Source organism: Fibrobacter intestinalis, from assembly GCF_900167415.1.
Lineage (GTDB): Bacteria > Fibrobacterota > Fibrobacteria > Fibrobacterales > Fibrobacteraceae > Hallerella > Hallerella intestinalis.
Genome location: NZ_FUWU01000042.1, coordinates 13,569 through 29,345, shown reverse-complemented (window position 1 = coordinate 29,345; position 15,777 = coordinate 13,569). Strand labels below are relative to the sequence as shown.

Below are 15,777 nucleotides of genomic sequence, written 5' to 3'. Positions count from 1 at the left end.
AAGAAAAACGCGACTTACTACCAGAAGAAAAAGGCTCACAAGCTTTTTTGCAAGAGGGCTGGCATCGAGCCTATCAACGGCCACCTGAAAAGCGACCACCGTATGGGCAGAAATTTCTACAAGGGAATCTTTGGCGACATGCTCAATGCAAAGCTTGCTGCGGCAGCGTTCAACTTCAAGAGGGCCATGAGGCGCTTTTTTGCCCTGTTGGAATGGCTATACTGTTTTTGCCTTCTGTGGAACGGAATGAACAAAAAATGCGAACGTCCTTATCTTGCGTTCGCAAAGTGACTTTTTAAGGGCTGACTAATATAGAATGACGGGTGAACAATCCAAGAATTGCCGTCCACATTGAGGAGCCCTCAACCAGGGCAATAATTGCCAAATTTCGTAAGAGCGCATCCTGTCGCCAACAGGCAGGTCGCTCGCAATGGGACCCGTGGCCAGTGAAAAAGCCTGAAATTCCATTTCGCAATATGGAACCATTGAATTTTTGTCTAGTCAAAGCCTACTACGGGCGGAACAAAAAGCCACAGATCCTTCAAGATTGCATCCAGTTCCTTATACCTAGGCGAGCTCCAAATGGTCCTGTCTTCCGTGATGAGCTGGTTGGGATAGTAATATCCCAACACCCCAATGACAAGGCCCTTTCTATCGAAAAACTGCATGGAACAAACGAAATCGTTCACAAACTTTACATCCTCCTCGGGAGATATGGAAGGTTTTTTGCTTCCCGTTTTTTTAAAGCTCAAAAGCAGTTTTTTCACTTTGTCCATTTTTTCCTTTGGAATATACGCCCTCACACCAATGGTGTCGAGAAAGGGAACCTGCAGCACCACCACTCGGTCTGTTCTTTCCACGACAAATTTCAAATCGCTCTCATCTCGAATTGACACTTTTTGCGAATATAAATATTCAAGGTGCGTCATTGAAGAATAGCCCTTCATCTCCGTAGCCAGAACCGACGCGACCGCCAAACAAACAAAAAGGATCGCGTTCTTCATCTATTCCCCCACATACCATTTTTCATGCTTATATACCTTGGGCGTGTACTTTCGTAAAGTATCTCTTGGAGTAATCAAAAAGAGGGGCAGCCCCACCTCTTCCGACAAGAAAAGATCTCCGCTAACATTTCCATTTTCATCTCTGAGGCGAGTTGAAAATTCTTCACTATTGTATTGAGGATTCTCGGCCCCGTGAGAATGAATGATGCCAACAATTTTTAGATCTTCCAGGCTCTCTTCTTTCCTTCTTGCTTCTAAATCAGAGAGAAGAAACCCATCTACATCACCAATAACAGGATTTCGAAATGTGCGAAACAATCCATTCGAGGTTTCGAAAATGTAGCTGACATATTCCCTGTCTTCATATATAGAGAACAGATTGTTCTCCTGCGCCCACTGGCGAGCGGTTTCGTTCATTGATTCAGATACGAAACAACGTTTTTTTGCCAGCCTGTCTTCGGCGATATCGAGTTCCCTACCAAAATTCCTGACAAGAGTATCGTGTTCATCCTTCGGGAATTCAGGCTTTCCGAAATTCCAAGCAAAGGAGTCTTGTTCATCCTTCGGGGATTCTGGCTTCCCGAAATTCCAAGCAAAAGTGCCCTGTCCATCCTTCGAAGATTTGGAATTGTTAAAATTCGGCATAACGCCTCCTTTGATGAATGTTTTGTAATCCTAGCATCGCTCTACCACGCCCAAAGTCGTCCCTTCCTGATTTCCTCGTCAGGACCGCCAATTCAACGGCAACAAGCACTGCACAAGCTAACAGCACAAAGATACATTAAATTTTGTCCAAAAGGGCAATGTTTTTGCAGGGCGGATTTAAGTCGCCAAGTAAATTTGTTTAACTAGCCTAGAAATATACTCTAACGGAGTTAAATATCCAAGCCGTTTTCTAGGCCTGTTGTTCAATTTCCACTCGACCCATTTGACTTCAGCCCTTGTCAGATTCTCGAATGAAGTTCCTTTGAGCAGATATTGACGGATCAGTCCGTTCATGTTCTCATTCGCTCCCCGCTCCCACGAGTGGTACGGGTGTGCAAAGAAGTAGTCGACTTCGAGCTTTTTGGCGATCCTTGCGTGTTCCGCGAATTCCTTGCCGTTGTCCGATGTAACCGTGTGCAGAAGTTCCTTGTAAGGCTCAAATGCGGCGACCATCGTTTCCGCCAAATCATCGGCATCCCTTGTCTGCAGCGGTTCCAGAATGCAGAAGTTCGACATCCTGTCGTTGGCCATCCGCTGGTCCTTTATGGAACCGCATCCGTCCTTGGCTGGAGACCGCTGGCGATACTTCTTGTTGCCGTGCCTGAGATGTTTAAACTCGGGATTTCCTCGCCTGCTTTGTCGCCCGCTTTTCGGCCTTCTCCGGATAGTATCTTTTGCTCCGCCATTACGGGAAATTTCCTTTGAAAGTCCTCCCGGCGATATTTCCTGCATTCTAGCGATATCCTTTTGGAGTATTCCTGCTTCAAGCAGGGCCTTGATTTGGTATCTTTTATCGCAGTTAAGTCTTATCGCTTGTCCTTTTCTTGGTCGAAAACACAAGCTAGAAACCTAGCCGGGATTTTTTTGCTTTCTGCCAAAATTGGATTTACTTAGCGATGATAATCCGCGAGAGTATTTGGTGGAAAATCATATATAATTTCCCCCAAAAAGAATATTTCTTTAATCAAAGACTTTTTCTTCGAGGCAAAAACATTCCCTTCAAAGGGTGAACTTTCCTTCAAAACGAAAATGTCTCGCCAAAATGCGGCTGCCCGTTCAAAACGGATTTTTTTTCAAATGTTGAATGCCTTCGCAGAAGAGGGTGAATCATTTTTTATTTCGAGCCAAATCGTTTTCTAGCATCTTTTTGTATTTTAAAAACACCACATTCAAGAGGGTTCATGATGAAAAAAGCAACGTTCATTCTTCCCACCCTGCTCTTGCTCGCCGGGAGCGCCTTTTCCCAAAACGCATTAACCGCCTCAGAATCCAACCCCAACGCCATGGGCTGGATGCAAGGATTTCCACCCGAAAAGGGCAAGCTCCTTTACGCCAAGGACGGTTCCTTTTTCACCTTCCCGGGGCTGCGCTACAGCGTAAACCACATCCGGGAATTTTACCCAACAAAAGTCGTCCCGGCATCCGAAGAAGACGATCATCCGTTCAAAATCAAGCTGGACAAAAAAATCGACCAGATTCAATTCGTGCCCTGGGGAGAAACATCACCCATCACCTGGAAAGAATCCCTGGACAGAAACTATACCGACGGCATTATCGTACTTCACAAGGGTAAAATCGTTTACGAAGCTTACCCCGCAGGCCTTACCGCCGAAGGCACACACGCCGCCATGTCCGTCAGCAAATCTTTTGCAGGCACCATCGCCGCCATTCTCATTGCGGAAAATCGGCTGGATTCCAAAAAACTGGTGACCGACTACATTCCCGAATTAAAAGGCTCTGGCTTTGAAGGGGCCACCGTCGAAAATGTTCTGGACATGACCACCGCCATCCAATACAGCGAGAATTACAACGATCCCAACGCAGAAATCTGGAAGTTTTCCGAATCGGGAAACCTCTTCCGCCCGGATTCCTACAAAGGCCCCCAAAACTATTACGAATATCTGAAAACCGTCAAAAAGATTCCCGGCAAGGAACACGGCGAAGAGTTCGGTTACAAGACCATCAATACGGAACTGATTGGCTGGATCGTCTCCCGCATTACCGGAAAAAGTCTCGCCGATTTGGTTTCAGAAAAAATCTGGAAGCCCATGGGAGCGGTTTACGACGGCTATTACCAGCTGGGCACGGACGGCATCGCCTTTGCGGGCGGGGGCTTCAACCTGAACTTGCGGGACATGGCACTCTTTGGCGAACTGCTCCGGAACGGCGGCGTTCTAGATAAAAAAAGAATCTTGCCCAAGGAAGCGGTTCAAGAAATTTCCCGCGGAGGCAGCCCCGAAAAATTCAGCAAGGGAGGCGAATATCCAAAGCTCTCGGGCTGGAGCTATCACAATATGTGGTGGATTACCAACAACGCCAACGGCGCATTTATGGCCCGCGGCGTACACGGACAAGCCATCTACGTGGATCCCGCGGCAAAAATGGTGATTGTCCGCTTTGCATCCAATCCCCAATCCTCCAACAAATTCATCGATCCGAATTCCATTCCCGCCTACGAAGCCTTGGCGGATTACTTGATGCGCAAAAAGTAATCGTTCAGGATTTGCGAAGAATCAACCGACGATACCCCTGAGCATTCCACTCGGGGGATTTTTTAGCAAATGGAACGGTCGCCTCGTTCCGAAATTCAAAAACATTGCCGTCATCATCTTTCCATTTGGAACCCGACGAAAAATCCTGCGCATCCAAAAGAACGGAATCCGCAGCCGAAATCAAAACTTCCCGACCGCCACCCACAACATTTTCCTTCGCCACGCAAAAATCCGGAAGCCCGAACGGTTCCAATCCCAAAGTGAATAGCGAATCCGAAGTTTCTATAAAATTGACAAAGGCTTCCAGCGGAACATCGCCCGAAACGAGTTCCAGAAAAACTTTCGCACTCCAGGCGCATCCCGAATTTTCCACATAAATGCCAGACGCCAAATTTTCCAAAAGCTTTTTGGCGACAGGCAAAAACGACAGAAATTCTTCGGGAGACTTTGCGACAAATTGCAAAAAGAGAAGCGACCGGTGAGCAGAAATCGCCTTAGATTCTTCTTCGGAAAGCGGCGCGTGCTCGGCAAAAAGAGCTTCCAAAGCGGCAGCCGGTTCCTGCAAAATCGGCGAATAAAACATCGGCGAGCCGGGAATAATCACCTGTTTTTTAGAAAGATCCAAGTGCATCTTCTCCATTAAAATCCGAGGAGCCTCGTCCAAAGAAGAATCCAAGGGAAAAGCAATGGTAAAAGGTTTCATAAAACGATTCCATTTTTAGGATGTGATTTCAAAACGGCGGCGGCTTCAAGCAAAGAATCTTTGGAAATCTGATTTTGAAAAAGCAGCCCCGCGATTCCCGACGCCAAAAGAGTCTTGCCCAAATAAAGCTGTTCTGTCTGCCCCGGAGTCGGCACAAAAATACAGGAAGCACCCAAAATTCGCATATCCATAACCGTACTGTAACCGGAACGAGAAACAACCGTTTCCGCATGGCGAATCGTCTCGGCCAAAAGAGGGGTCTCTAGATGATTGAAAACCGAAACGTTGGGCGGCACGGCGGGCAAATCCGAACTACCGGGAAGCCCTCGAACAAGAGCATGGCGCCCCGGAATTTCAGAAAAAGCCCGCAGCAATTTTTTTTCAAAAGCCGTCCGCATGGGTTCCGGACCCGAAAGCAGAGCCAAAAAGCGAAATTCTTGAAAAGCATTTTCCGTAGCTTTATTTTCCATTTCGGCAAATCGGGATTGTGGACCTACATAGCGAATTTTTTGATTCAAATTTTCGTCGGCATAAGCAACGTGCGAAAGCCTTCCCGCGAGTCCCGGAAAACGTTCCTCGTCGGGAATCCATATTTCATCGAAGTCTTGCATTTGACGGCAATGCCAAAGAATGCCGATTTTTTCAAATAGGCGAAAGACGCCGGGAAAAGCGATGCGCAGCTGGTGCGTCATGTAAATGTTCCGAACACCCTTCGCGTAAAAACCAAAACGGTTGTCCGAAAAAATCACATCGTATTGGCGTTCCCGAACCAGCCGCTCTGCAATCTGATGTTCCTCGGCGACGACTTTTTGAATCCGATGCAAATGGGTTAAAAGCCATAGCGGGAATTCAAACCCGTGCTTCGGATAGCGAATCGCATAACTCGGGATGGGAATTTGCTTCAAATCCGGAAACTCCGTTTTATAAAGTGCGGCAATGCTCCCCGAAACGGCCAATTCCACCGTCGCATTTTGCCGCAAAAAATCCCGGATGATGGGAATGGAGCGGGTCGCATGCCCTAGCCCCCAATCCAAAGGCGCAACAAGGACCTTCATCATTTTCCGCCCGACAGCCAAGCATTCGCCCAGTCGCCATGATCGCAGTTCTTGTCCCCTCCACGATCCAGGCGCAATTCCAAAGAACGCGCACCGCGGATCTTCACTTGAATCGGCAGAGATTCGCCTGAATAAATGCGCCTCGAACGCCAGACCGGCTTTCCATCCGTCCAAACGGCAAATTCCGCACCGTCGCCACAAGCGCTTTCGTCATCCAGCCCGACAACGGCGTGAAGCATTTCAAAATCTTTCGGCAAAGAAAAGAGCAGACGGGAATTCGCGTGGGAGCCAATGCCAAAGCGGAACGGCTCTCCATTTATGCGCAATGTGTGGTGTTCCACGCTCTCGTCCATCTGGGGTTCTCCCCAATCCTGTTCAAATTCCACCATCGGCAAAGTCGAAAGGAGCGCCACGTCGTCCGCATCCACAAAAGCATCGCGAATGATGCGCACCGTATCGTCTGGCACATAGAACGCGAAAGAATACCGGGAAAGCCCTGCGGGCAAATCCGAAATCGTCAAGGAATCCGGCGAAGAATCCAAAACGCCTTCCATCAAAAGATCATTCCCCCGCCAGACGTGATAAGCCACCGACTCCGGGAAATTTTTGGACAAAGCAAACACGCCTCGCCCATCTTCAAGCTGCATTTCCCCAACAGAAATTCCTTGCGCATAAAGGGAAAGTCCGTGTTTCGCGACCACACGATGCACCGTCAGCGGATAGCCAAACAAACGGTTCTCCACGAGAACTTTTTCGACTTTGTATCCTTCCAGAATGGAATTGATTTGATCCGTCGTTTTAAAACCGACAACTCGCGACTGGCGATTCACCTGCCCATAACCATCCTGCCCGCGCACAAGATAGATATTGCCGCCGCTTTCCGCCTGGTATTTGGCAAACTCGTCTGTGCCCCAGCCCATAAACGTCCTTTCGCTAAAACTGGAATGACCCGAAGCCAGCATTTGCCACGGACGCGCATAAATAAAAATGGAATTTTCCGGGAACTTTTTCAGATAGGAGTTCAAATAGTTTTCTTCGCCGAGCAATTTGTTTTTGTAATAAAGCATATTCGCTTCAAAACTGGACGTATGCCAAAGCGCCAGCCCCGTAGAAAGCGCAACGGCAATTAACGCAGCCACTTGAGAAGAACGCTTGAAATTTTGCAAACGGACTTCCAAAAAATCGCTGACGCCCAAAGCCATAATCAAAGCAAACAAAGGCAACGCCACCAGAACATAACGCTGGTTGATATCGATTTCAAAAGTGCCGGACACATTCAAAAGGATGACAAAAATCTGAATGCAAAAAAGAAATCCCAGCACAAATCCGCGGCGATAACGTTTTTGAAAAATCATCCGATACAAAAGCCAGAGCGTCGCCAAAAGAAGAATCACGGTAAATGTCGTATAAAACGGATTTTCCAAAATGTCGCCCCGAGCCGAATCGCTGCCCAAGTTCAACATTCGCACCGTATCGGTCTTTAAATTGAACCAAAAATTGGAAAGCGAATGCGCCGCATGAGTGCCACCCTGAAAATCATAGCCACGATAAGCGGCCATCGTATTGACCGCAGGCCAACAAACGGCGACAACAGAAAGAACGAAAAGCGGCAAGCGATAAAATTCCGCCCGAAAATAGCGGAAATAGTAAATGGCAAAGGGAGCAAACGCAAACACGGTTTCCTGCCGGGTTCCCGAAAACAGGCCCAGCAACGGAACCGTCAAAAGAAAATGTTTCCACTTGACTTCTTTCGGGGGGACAAGCGCATACCACGCCATCAAAAATGCCAAAAGGAATATATACAGGACTTCTGTCGAAGCGGAACGCGACTGCATCAAAAGAATCGGCATTCCCCCTAAAAAAGCCGTCGCCGCCAAAGCACGCCAATCGCTTTTCAGCCAAATCGACAACGCCAAGAAAAAGGCGACCAGACTCATCAAATAAAACGGCAGATTCACCAGAAGAGCCGTATCCCGGTTCGGATCGGCAAAAAGAAACACCAGCGAATAGACAAAGCCCAGAGCCTTGCCTTTAAAATTATTCACTTCGACTCGGCAATCCAAAACGCCATCTTTCCAAATGCCTTCATTGCAGATGCCACCGCTCTGTTCAAAATACATCTGCAATCCCATCGATTCCCAACTGGTTTCATCGGATAAAACCCGGTGCGAATTTTCAATATGGTTTACAGAAAAAATCGTGAAAAAAATCAGCAGGCCGAATAAGACCGCCAGACTTTTCCTGGAAGGACAATGCGAACGTACTCGAGAAATCAGTTCTTTCGCATTTGCCACAACACCCACAATCAATGCCACAAAGGTGGCAAGAGTTGCATAATATCCCCATTGAATATCCCAAGCACGGGCAAAGGAAACGGAGAGATGATTAAAAATCAAAAATGCACCGAGAAGGACCAGCAACGTTAAAAAAATAGCTCGCCCTTCCTTGACGGTTATCGGAAATGAATTCGCTTCTTTTTTCATACGCCAAAGATAAAAATAATTGGTTCAAAAGCAGCAAAGCCGAGCCTTCGTTCCCCCTCATAGCCATTCAATAAAGCAGAATCATCCCCAGCTTCAATTTTTGAGTTCCGGCATTTTGGATGAACGATTTCGGTGAATATTCTGCAAAAAATCCCAGTGGCATTTTGAACTGGACAAAGGACTGCATTCCAATCGTCGTAAGCATTTTTCGGCTGGAATACGCCGGCAAGTTCTCTGCCAGAATTTCGTCCGCCACTCTGCCGCCCGAATTAAAAGCGACGCGTTCCCAAGTCATGTAAGCGCCCAGGGAAAATTTTTCCGTGACATCCAGCAAAAAACCGCAGCCCAGGGAATAAAGGATAAATCCGTCAAAACGGCCCCAGGAATCGTCCGCTTTAGGCTCGTAATCGTCGTCCTGCAAGTTGGGATAAATACCGCCCACAAAGGAAACCCCCGCACCGCCGTAAAAAGGCCCCACCCATTGCACAATGCTCGGACGGATGCCCGCATCCAGCGGAATGGTGACAGGAACGGAAAAAAAGATGCCGCAGCGATTTCCTAGAAGCGAATAGTCCAGGGAAAACAGTTCCGCACGGAAATGGACGGCCCCCCCCCCCTCTATTATATCCCCGCGCCGCCGTAAAAAGGCCCCACCCATTGCACAATGCTCGGACGGATGCCCGCATCCAGCGGAATGGTGACCGGAACGGAAAAAAAGATGCCGCCGCGATTTCCTAGAAGCGAATAGTCCAGGGAAAACAGTTCCGCACGGAAATGGACGGCCCCCCCCGCCAATCCCGTTTCGTGATTTGGCGAATAAAGCCGATAAGCATCATTGCCTCCAACAGAAAGCCCCGCTTCCGCAAAGCGATACTTTTTCTCGTCCGTCGAATACTTCAATGCGCCGGCTTCACCCACGAAATTCCCGGAACTCGTCATGGCGCAACCGGCAAATAGCAATGCAAGCGCGGCTACAAAAAAGAAGCGGCTACCATCGAACATCGGCAAGCTCCAGGTATTTTATAACGCCACTACCATCCCACGGCGTTCCCCACAAAATCTCGCCGTTGGAATCCACAACGACAAGACCAAGCAATTCCTTGCCAAACGCACTCCAATCTGTCAAATGCACTCCGATATTTCCCGATGACACGCTTTGTCCCGGATAAAGGATATGGGAATCAAACGCAATTTCAAGTTGCCATACATTTCCAGCAAGGCGAGAAAGTTTCGGCGAGGATTCCGGAGTGAACCAGTCTTCTGTAGGTTGTGAAAAATTTTTGCCATCAGGAGATTGAATATAAGCCCGAATTTTGAAATTTTGAAGCGAAATAGAACCCGTATTCTTTAATTTGAATTCCGGTCTCCATAGATTCGGTTCAAAAGAGCCCGCATCCGTATAATCCAAAGAAACCGATTTTTTTTCATCAACAGTCAGATTTTCCGCAAGAGCTGGCGGAACTCCCCAAAGAATATTCCCTTCCAAGTCATAAACAACAATTTTATCATTCAATTTCGGATAGCCGACATTCCTATCCGCCGAATAATCATGGCGGTGATTCCAAGGACTCCAATCGCGGTAATGCAGTCGGATTTGATAGCCGTTATTATCAGGGTGAATGGATTGCGGCAGAATGGTTTCCGAAGAAAGATCTAAAATAAATCTCCACTGATCTCCACCCAAGTGCTCCACATGAATTGGATATTTGGGGTAGTCGATTTCGGCAACCGGTTCTCTTGCCGGGTCGGCGGTAAAATAATAGGCGATTTTAAATCCTTCTACCGCACTTTCTCCACCTTTTGCCACAACAAATCGCGGTCTCGATGTATTTTTTTCGGCAAGGCCTGCTTCATAATGCAGCACGACAACATCTTTTTCACTGCCAATTCGAGGGGTTGTCACTTGCGGACGTTCTTGCGTTGCTACATCTGCAGCCGTTCCTGAACCTCCTAGAATTGCAGCCACTGCCGAAGCTCCTGCATCGCCATAAATTTGAACATCGACATTTTCCGGCAAGGAAACAGGAATTTGCCATTTTTTCTCCTTCCCATCGTAACTATTCGCAAAGACTTCCAAAAGATTGCCGTTTCTTTTTAAGCCAACCTGCCAACGCGTTCTATTATTAGTCAAAATTTCCAAGTGTTCGATACCCGAAGCATTCCGATACCACACATACGTTCCCAAATTTTCATCAAAAGCGGCAACCAGACTCTCACCACCATCAATAGAAAAGCCTATACCTTGAAATGTTGGCGTCAGATAAAGTGGTTTCAGACTGAAGTCTCCAGAGACAGCCAATTCTTGAACGGAAACAGGTTTTGCTTTTTCTACCGGAGTGACAACAACTCCATTTTTCACTAGGGTCGGAATTTTAAGAAAATAGCCTTCATCCATATCTTCCGGGCAAAGGAATGAATCCAAGGCACAGAGCAAATCCAAACCCATCCGAGAGGCCCCGGGAATATTCACCGATTGAATGGATACTCCAAGGGCGTCCACATCTTGCTTAAATTCGCCAATTGCATTTCCATGCAAAACCAAATTTACCGGCGATACGTCAGGCGTTTGCGACAGATAGATTCCATAAGTACGCGGTTTATGAAATTCGGGAATAGATACGGATTCCTCGTAGCCAAATTTTTGGCTTTCAACAGGAACCAGCAAATCCGTTTTGGAAAGCCACTGTTCGCTCAATGTATTGATAAAATTCGCCAGCTCATAAATGCCAGCAACGTTTTCCGCTTCAACATTTTCAGTATGCTTAAGATATTCATTCAAAATTTGCACGGCATCCACACAAAAGTCCTTAACCTCCTCATCTCCCGTACAAAAAGCGGACGCTCCCTCCTGAATCTGTCCGAGATAGTAATTTTTGAGGCCCCTCATATCATAAGAATACATTGGTTGCAATGGCAGGGGCTTTCCATTCGGCAATAGCGGATAAAAATTCAAACGCTTAATAAAATCGGAACGCTCCCCCAAATGAGAACCTTGTTGGTGCATTTCAAAAGCGATATCCCGCAGATTTTTGAGCGCGCCGATTTGAAATTTCTTATCATCATTATCGGCTGGCATTAATGGCGTCTTTTTTCGTGTCCTTGTTTCATAATCGCCCAAATAATTTCCACGCATTTTAATAGAAACGTCCGTTTCATATCCTAAAAACGCTCCTGCCATCGTTATAACGGAAGCCGTTTCCCAACTTCCCAAAAAACCTATCAATACATTTTTCCACCACTCCCTATTCCAAGCAGCCCCCGCCCCTTCTTTTATCAGCCGTTCCCAAGGAACATCCAAATCCGCCTCGAACAAGACCTTATCCCGATTGATTGCCGGCATTTTTTCCGCATTCTTTTCTAATTCGTGTTGATTTTCTATATCGTCGAGAAGAGTCGCAATAGATGAGTATTCGGGCATAGCACTCAAGTCTTCCCTAGAATCGGCTATCGGCGTTCCCAAGTGGGGAGTATTCACAGAAACCAATTTGCGTATATGATTCGCCGCATTCGCCGTTCCGGTGGGATAATTTTCCGGATGCTCGTTCAGCCCACGGAGCATTTCGCGAACGACAAGTCCACCCTGACTGTGGGCTACAATGTCTATTTTCAGGTGTTCATCCGTTTTCCATGCTTCCCCAAAATGCAAAGTTAATTTTTCTTGAAGTTTTTCATACAAGGCAAACGAAATGGAAGAAGACGCACTTCCATTTACCCATTCCGGCGAAGGCTGCTTCCCATTTTTATCCACAGGAGCGTTAAAAAAAATAAATGCCATTGGAGTTTATTTCGTCTCTAGAGATGGTCAATCCTTGGTATCGGGCCAAAATATCCGGCAATCCGCCATTGAGATAAGCTGAGACCATGCCATTCTGAAATTCTGTACTATTTTTATCCGAGTTGGGAATTTCAACACCCCAAGTATTTTTATAATCCGCCTGAAATCCGGGAACCAACAGAACGGGAACTGCCAACTTGTTCACTCCGCCTTGATATTTAGGATAAGCAACCTCGCGTCCATTCCAAGCAGCTAGCAAATTCATTATCGGGACAACATTTTTACCGTCCTTTTTAGCTCGTTCTCGGTGAGGTTCAAATGTATTCGTGGAATAATCATACGAACCTACATCCAAAGAATAAGTTTTGGTATCCACGTTATCATCACAGCCCACTTGACAAGACCAAAGCTGCACCCTCCATTTGAAAATCCCGTTATAAGTAATGTTATTTCCGCATGTGACCGTGTATTCCATTTCATAGAACAACATCCAATGCCACCTATCCACCCCATCATGATCCACTTTTTTTGTCAATTTTTCGGACAAGGATTTTACCGAAAACGCCCCCTTTTTGAAGTTGATTCCAGAATCATCGACAATATCAGCACAATGGTCAATAAGAAGATACGAATCTTCATCGTAGTCAGCAATGAGATTTTCTCCAGCTTTGGGACCCGGAGAACTAATAGATGAAACATAAGAAGAATCGCGAATTCCCGAAAAACTGGGCAAAATTTCCGTTACCGCCGCATTCCAAGACTTAAGTGCAAAAGCATTCATCGCAAAAAACAAAACATAAGATGTTAAAATTTTCTTCATTATCATTTTCCTATTTTTCGTAGGAAAAGTAGAAAATCTTAAGCAAAATCGTCAAATAATTTGTTCTTTTTTAGTAAATTTTCCACAACAACAAAAGAAAATCATTTTTTAATTTCATTTCGTTAAGCGTATGAACGATTTTACATAAAACAACATCCAACAATAATAAATTCTTTCCCTAACAGGCCGCAAACAGGAACGCCAACGAAAACGGCAACCATCCGAATTGTTCCAAAATAGGCGCCATCATTTGAGCAAAAAACTTCCGAGTACAAAAAAACGGCAGCCGCAAAGGCCGCCGAATTTCAGACAAGAACAAATTTTACTTGACTTCAAGATAATAGGACTGGAGAGTCTTGCCGTTCGACGACACGACAACCAGCTGCTTTCCTTTCGGGAGAGTTCCTTTGACTGCAAAAAGACCTTCTGCACGGTATTCCACAGCAAGATCCGTCTTTTTGGAAACATCCGGGAAAATGCCCTGCTTGTCTTGATCGAAGCCCTGGCAGTCCGCATGCGCAGAAACCGCAGCCGTTGCCGCCGGATAAGAAGCCACTTCCACAGCGGTCGTCACGGAACCCGGATTGCAATAGAGGAAATCGACAGCCGCATCGACGACCTTCGCATCGGGAAGCTTGTTCAGCTTGATGTCTTTTTTGGATTTCTTCTTTTCCTTTTTCTGGTTCGGGGCGGAAGCCTTCATATCCTGTTCAAAGCTGATGCGGAGACCGGCGAGAGATTCCTTGCAGGTCGTCGAGAAAATCGCCCATTCGTTGGCAATCTTGGTTGAATTTTCACCCGGAACATAAAGGCCCGGAGAGACCGTGTCCGGATATTCATACAATGTGATTTCCTTGTTCGGTTCCTTGTCGGTGGTCGTAAAGGTCTGCTGCCCCAAAATGTATTTGTTGCGGCGCGCCTTGATGAGATACTTGCCCGTAGGAACTTTTTCAAACTTGAACTTGCCTTCTTTCAGCATATCCTTGTAGGCATATTTCTGGGCGTGCGTTCCATAGATAGTGGAATCCATCCAGACGGTCGGCATTTCAACAGGCTTTCCTGTAAACGCATCCACGACCTGACCGGAAATCGTTCCTGTTTTCTGGCAACCGACGAAGGAAAATACAACAGCGGCTGCGGCAAGGGGGAGCAAAATTTTCTTCATAACAAAATTCCTCAATCTGTTTTTGATGGCGCAAAGATAGTTTTTTTCAAGGAAAGTTTTTAGCCTGCTTCTAAAAAAGGCTTTGATTTATCGAAGGGCACTTGTCGCTAACCGCTAATTACTAACCACTGATAACTGACTTTAGTCGCGGCCTTAAATCGTCTTGGAAAAAACGCCTTCCCGCTGCGCGTTCCGCATCAGAGGATCCAGTTGCATCGCCAAATAGCGGATGACAAGGGTTCCAAGCTCCGTCGCTTCCATTTCGTTTTCGGATTTTTTGACAATCAGCTTGTCCTTTTCCAAATCCAGAAGCCTGTCCCAGCCCGCACCGACAACCCGCTTTTCTTCGTCTGACACCGCCAGTCGACGATTGCACATCAAGCGTTCAATGACATCGCGAATGACGCGTTCCTCATAGGAAAGTTCTTCGCAACGGATTTCCGTCATGGCGTTCGCTTCGACAAGTTCTACATACTTCCGGCTTTCATGCACATTCTGCAAATACGCGTTATCCAGCTGGGAAATGCCGCTGGAGCCGAACGCATACACCTCTCCCGTCGTCGCCCGGGTGCAATAGCCCTGAAAATTCCTGTGCAGAAGCCCCTGCGACAGAGCAATCGCCAAGGAATCCGCCGGATCCACAAAATGGTCCATGCCCACATCCATAAAGCCGGCCTTTTTGAAAATTTCCCGCGCTCCCAAAAAGAAAGACAGCTTTTCGTGCGGCGTAGGCATGGCAAAACGCTCCAGCGTTTTTTGCGCTTCTTTCAACCAAGGCACGTGCGCATAGCTGTAGAGCGCAATCCGATCGGGGTGGACATCCGCCGCGGTCTCTACGCTTCTGTAAAAGCCGGACTCCGTTTGCGACGGCAAGCCGTAAATCAAATCCAGATTGATTCCCGAAAAATGCAGTTCGCGCGAAAGGGCGAGCAAATCCCGAATAGGCAAAAGGGACGGATCGCGCCCGATATTTTTCAAAACCTGCGGATCAAAATCCTGAATCCCGTAGCTCACTCGGTTAAATCCGATTTTCGCCAATTCCCGCAGCCGTTTTTCATCTATGGACGCCGGGTTGCATTCTATCGCGATTTCCGCATGAGGAGCAAAAACAAAACGTTCCCTTAACTTGTTCAAAATCCGTTCCAGATAGGAAAACGGCACACTCGTCGGCGTGCCGCCGCCAAAATGCACCTGCGTCACCGGACGAGAAGAATCAATCCAAGGGAGCTTTTGGTCCATTTCCGCCAAAAGAGCGGCGAAATAGCGTTCAGAGCCCGAACCGTCCGCGGGCAAAAGTTCCGACGTGCAGCCGCAAAAAAGGCAATGCTTCAGGCAATAGGGAATGTGAAAATAAAAGCTCACATTCTGCGGCTTGAGCGCATTCGATTCCCGCCAGAGCCGTTCAATCTGCGACAGGTCCTTGGCAGCATGAAAAAGATTGGCCGGGGGGTAACTCGTATAGCGAGGCGCGTTCGTATTGTATTTCAAAAGGAAATCGATGATTTCGTGATCCATGCCGTTAATATAACAAAGTGAAAAATTCCTTTCCATCAATTTCCTTTGCGTAACTTTCAA

At 46.9% G+C, this 15,777-nt stretch carries 13 protein-coding genes and 1 pseudogene; 2 read left to right on the top strand and 12 right to left on the bottom strand.

The annotated features are described in order from the left end of the window. A pseudogene (locus B5D40_RS10990) lies at positions 1-291 on the top strand (hypothetical protein); the annotation flags it as partial. Between the two features lie 206 nt (positions 292-497). On the opposite strand, the gene B5D40_RS10985 reads toward B5D40_RS10990, so the two are convergent. The 3 genes from B5D40_RS10985 to B5D40_RS16515 all read right to left on the bottom strand — a co-directional run bounded on the left by B5D40_RS10985 (position 498) and on the right by B5D40_RS16515 (position 2,441). Next, positions 498-1,004: a hypothetical protein gene (locus B5D40_RS10985; protein WP_078776937.1), complete on the bottom strand. Its 507-nt coding sequence runs from the start codon at positions 1,002-1,004 to the stop codon at positions 498-500. Next, positions 1,005-1,649 (bottom strand): DUF4329 domain-containing protein, encoded by a 645-nt coding sequence (locus B5D40_RS10980; RefSeq protein ID WP_078776936.1) that lies wholly within the window; start codon positions 1,647-1,649, stop codon positions 1,005-1,007. 177 nt (positions 1,650-1,826) lie between these two features. Then, entirely contained in the window at positions 1,827-2,441 is a 615-nt protein-coding gene (locus tag B5D40_RS16515; RefSeq protein WP_143394384.1) for an IS30 family transposase, read from the bottom strand. A gap of 449 nt (positions 2,442-2,890) precedes the next feature. Between B5D40_RS16515 and B5D40_RS10970 the strand changes: the two genes are divergently transcribed. After that, positions 2,891-4,201 (top strand): serine hydrolase domain-containing protein, encoded by a 1,311-nt coding sequence (locus B5D40_RS10970; RefSeq protein ID WP_198951009.1) that lies wholly within the window; start codon positions 2,891-2,893, stop codon positions 4,199-4,201. A gap of 4 nt (positions 4,202-4,205) precedes the next feature. Here B5D40_RS10970 and B5D40_RS10965 read toward each other — a convergent pair whose 3' ends face one another. The 9 genes from B5D40_RS10965 to hemN form a co-directional block, all read right to left on the bottom strand. Beyond that, positions 4,206-4,904, bottom strand: a complete 699-nt coding sequence (locus tag B5D40_RS10965; protein WP_078776934.1) for a hypothetical protein — start codon at positions 4,902-4,904, stop codon at positions 4,206-4,208. After that, a complete protein-coding gene (locus tag B5D40_RS10960) occupies positions 4,901-5,962 on the bottom strand; it encodes a glycosyltransferase (protein WP_078776933.1) in 1,062 nt (353 codons plus the stop codon). Before B5D40_RS10960 ends, B5D40_RS10965 begins: the two co-directional genes overlap by 4 nt. After that, positions 5,959-8,442 carry an NPCBM/NEW2 domain-containing protein gene (locus tag B5D40_RS10955; protein ID WP_078776932.1) on the bottom strand — a complete coding sequence of 828 codons (2,484 nt, stop codon included), beginning with the start codon at positions 8,440-8,442 and terminating at the stop codon, positions 5,959-5,961. Before B5D40_RS10955 ends, B5D40_RS10960 begins: the two co-directional genes overlap by 4 nt. 67 nt (positions 8,443-8,509) lie before the next feature. Then, entirely contained in the window at positions 8,510-9,100 is a 591-nt protein-coding gene (locus B5D40_RS10950; RefSeq protein WP_078776931.1) for a hypothetical protein, read from the bottom strand. Continuing rightward, positions 9,064-9,444, bottom strand: coding sequence for a hypothetical protein (locus B5D40_RS10945; protein WP_078776930.1), 381 nt, complete (start codon positions 9,442-9,444; stop codon positions 9,064-9,066). Before B5D40_RS10945 ends, B5D40_RS10950 begins: the two co-directional genes overlap by 37 nt. Further along, the gene (locus B5D40_RS10940; RefSeq protein ID WP_078776929.1) at positions 9,431-12,217 is read right to left on the bottom strand and encodes an esterase/lipase family protein; all 2,787 of its coding nucleotides are present in this window, start codon (positions 12,215-12,217) and stop codon (positions 9,431-9,433) included. The genes B5D40_RS10945 and B5D40_RS10940 overlap by 14 nt, the downstream gene beginning before the upstream one ends. Further along, entirely contained in the window at positions 12,198-13,037 is an 840-nt protein-coding gene (locus B5D40_RS10935) for a hypothetical protein (protein WP_078776928.1), read from the bottom strand. The genes B5D40_RS10940 and B5D40_RS10935 overlap by 20 nt, the downstream gene beginning before the upstream one ends. 322 nt (positions 13,038-13,359) lie before the next feature. Further along, a complete protein-coding gene (locus tag B5D40_RS10930; RefSeq protein WP_073304275.1) occupies positions 13,360-14,202 on the bottom strand; it encodes a peptidase associated/transthyretin-like domain-containing protein in 843 nt (280 codons plus the stop codon). A 153-nt stretch (positions 14,203-14,355) separates the two neighbouring features. Then, the gene (gene hemN / locus B5D40_RS10925) at positions 14,356-15,717 is read right to left on the bottom strand and encodes an oxygen-independent coproporphyrinogen III oxidase (RefSeq protein WP_158222088.1); all 1,362 of its coding nucleotides are present in this window, start codon (positions 15,715-15,717) and stop codon (positions 14,356-14,358) included. Between the last annotated feature and the right edge of the window lie 60 nt (positions 15,718-15,777).